The organism is Microbacterium umsixpiens (genome assembly GCF_053543675.1).
This window is the reverse complement of the sequence record NZ_JBLVOH010000155.1, coordinates 16,422-19,440: the sequence shown is the minus strand read 5'-3', so window position 1 is coordinate 19,440 and position 3,019 is coordinate 16,422. Positions and strand designations below refer to the sequence as shown.

The window sequence follows — 3,019 nt, the reverse complement described above, 5'->3', positions numbered from 1 at the left end:
CGCTGGTCGTCCGCGAGTCGCGCGAGGTCAGTCCCGTGCCGTCTGCAGGAGGGTCCACAGTTCAGCCCGTGCGGGAAAAGCCGAGAGGTCGATGTCGAGCAGGCCTCCGGCCTGAGCGATGCGGGACCGCAGGGTGTGCCGATGCACGCCGAGTGCCGTCGCCGCGGATTCCGCCTTGGCATCGTGCTCCAGCCAGGTGCGCAACGAGCGCTCCAGCTCGGCACCGGTGCGGGCATCGTGCTCGCGCAGCGGCGCGAGACGTGACTCCGCGACGAGGCGGGCCTCGTCGGTCGCCAGCGCGGTGAGGATGCTGGAGCCCACCGTCTCGGAGTATCGTGCCGCCCCGTGCGTTCCCTGCTGGCGAAGAGCCGTCAGCGCTTGCGCGTGCGCTCGGGCGAACGAGTCGTATCCGTCGGGATCGGAGACGCCGATGCGGATGCCGAAACGCGTGGCGACCTCGTCGAGCAGTGCTTCCTCGCCTGCGGAGACGCACATCGTCACGCCGTCCGCGGACTCGGCGAGGAAGACGGGAGTGCCGTGTTCGGAGCGATGCCGCTCCCACCATTCGCCCAGCGGACCGGCCGGGGCATCCGCGGCGACGGCCACGATCACCGGAGCGGGGGGCAGGCCGCCGAGCACTCTTCTCGCCAGCGTGGGATCGTCGGCGAGCAGGGAGCCGAGGAGCTGGGCGTGCAGGCGCCGCCGGCTCCGTGCGAGCTGCTCGCTCTGCTCCATCGCGAGACCTGCCATCGCGATCACCGACGTCACGACCGACCGGGCCTCGGGATCGAGCGCATCGAGCGCCAGCGCGATCACCCCTCGCAGATGCCCTCCGCGGCCCACGGTGAACAGCATGAACGCGTGCTCGCCGAGGGTGAGCGACTGACTCGCTTCCAATCCGCGCGTGAGAATCTCCATCACCCGCCCGCTCAGGGCGTCGAGTAGCTCGGCATGGAGGCGGTCGCGCGGGTGGGCGGCGACGACCGCGCCCGCGGCATCGAACATCCCCGCCCAGACGTCGAGGCGTCGTCCGAGTTCCGCGATGGTCGCCTCGAGCCCGCTGGGGCGGAGAGCTGCGAGGGCGAGGGCGCGCTGGGTGTCGAGCGCCCAGGATCGCCGGGCGTAGGCCTGAGCGGCGATCGCCTCGGAGTGGGCGCGGGCCACAGCGATGAACGGCGTGCGATACGGCACCTCGAACAGCGGCATCCGGTGTGTGGCGCACGAGGCGACGAGCTCCTCCGGAATGCCCGATCGATGGACCTCGGTGCCGAAGCCGAGCCCGAGGACGCCCCGGTCGGCGAGGCGTCCCACGTAGGTGTCGATATCGATCGCCCGGTCGAACTGCGTACCCGTGGTCAGCAATGCCAGGTCCTCGGAGAGGAAGGGGGTCGGGTCTGCGAGGTCGGAACTGTGCACCCAACGCAGCGGGCGGTCGAGAGCACCCTCGGGCAGGTCCTCCTCGAGCGGTACGAGTGCGAGCCCGAGGTCCCGACGGCGCAGCAGCGCCCGCAGAGTCGGCTGCTCCGGTTCGGTGGCGGCCATGAGGAACCTTTCCGCTGTACAGTCGGGCGAACCCTTCGCCTAGATTGTACAAGTTGGCTAGTGCGGCGGCCTCCGTTGCCGCCGTACGCTCGCGAACATGGCACTCCTCGACACCGCAGCACCCGCAGTCCCTCTCGGCGGACCCGACCTCCCGCAGGAGCGTCGCCTGGTCACGGACCTTCCCGGCCCTCGCTCGGCCGAGATCCTCGCACGCAAGGCGGATGCCGTCGCGGCCGGGGTCGGGCACACCGTCCCGATCGCGGCCGTGGCCGCCGGTGGCGGAGTGATCGTCGACGCGGACGGCAACTCGCTCATCGACCTCGGCTCCGGTATCGCCGTGACCACGGTCGGCAACGCGCACCCCAAGGTCGCGGCAGCCGTAGCCGCGCAGGCCGCGCAGTTCACGCACACCTGCTTCATGATCTCGCCCTACGAGTCGTACGTCGGCGTCGCCGAGGCCCTCAACCGCGTCACCCCCGGCGACTTCGCGAAGAAGAGTGCCCTGTTCAACTCGGGTGCGGAGGCCGTCGAGAACGCGATCAAGATCGCCCGCAAGCACACCGGACGTCAGGCGGTCGTCGCCTTCGATCACGGCTACCACGGCCGCACGAACCTGACCATGGCGCTCACCGCCAAGTCGATGCCGTACAAGAGCGGCTTCGGTCCGTTCGCCCCGGAGGTGTACCGCGCTCCGATGTCGTACCCGTTCCGCGATGGGCTCGACGGAAACGAGGCCGCGGCCCGCGTCATCCTCCAGCTCGAGAAGCAGATCGGCGCCGACAACCTCGCCGCGGTCATCATCGAGCCGATCCAGGGCGAGGGCGGCTTCATCGTCCCGGCCGACGGTTTCCTGCCGGCGATCGTCGACTGGTGCCGCGCGAACGGCGTCGTCTTCATCGCGGACGAGGTGCAGACCGGATTCGCCCGCACCGGGCACATGTTCGCGAGCGAGATCTTCGGCATCGAGCCCGACCTGATCACCACGGCCAAGGGCATCGCCGGCGGTCTCCCGCTCGCGGCCGTCACCGGTCGCGCCGAGATCATGGACGCATCGCACTCCGGCGGCCTCGGAGGTACCTACGGCGGCAACCCGATCGCCTGCGCCGCCGCCCTCGCCTCGATCGATGTGTTCGAGAACGACGGCGTGATCGAGCGTGCCCGTGAGATCGGGGCGACCCTCACGCAGCGTCTCACCGCGATCCAGCAGAACGACCCGCGCGTCGGCGACGTGCGCGGCCACGGTGCGATGATCGCCGCTGAGTTCGTCGACCCCGAGACGCAGGCCCCGGATGCCGCTCTCACGGCCGCCGTCGCGAAGGCGTGCATCGCCCAGGGCGTCGTCGTCCTCACCTGCGGAACCTACGGGAACGTCATCCGCTTCCTTCCCCCGCTCTCGATCGGCGACGATCTGCTGAACGAAGGACTCGACATCGTCGCTGCGGCGCTCGCCGCGGCCTGACACCCCTGTCCGGGGGGG

General features: G+C 70.4%; 2 protein-coding genes. One reads left to right on the top strand and one right to left on the bottom strand.

Annotated features, from left to right (window positions below; translation table 11 throughout):
- Positions 1-27: 27 nt before the first annotated feature.
- Positions 28-1,542: a PucR family transcriptional regulator gene (locus ACNPM4_RS15380; RefSeq protein WP_448986262.1), complete on the bottom strand. Its 1,515-nt coding sequence runs from the start codon at positions 1,540-1,542 to the stop codon at positions 28-30.
- A gap of 97 nt (positions 1,543-1,639) precedes the next feature.
- Between ACNPM4_RS15380 and gabT the strand changes: the two genes are divergently transcribed.
- Positions 1,640-3,001 (top strand): 4-aminobutyrate--2-oxoglutarate transaminase, encoded by a 1,362-nt coding sequence (gabT, locus tag ACNPM4_RS15375; protein ID WP_029260983.1) that lies wholly within the window; start codon positions 1,640-1,642, stop codon positions 2,999-3,001.
- Positions 3,002-3,019 lie beyond the last annotated feature (18 nt).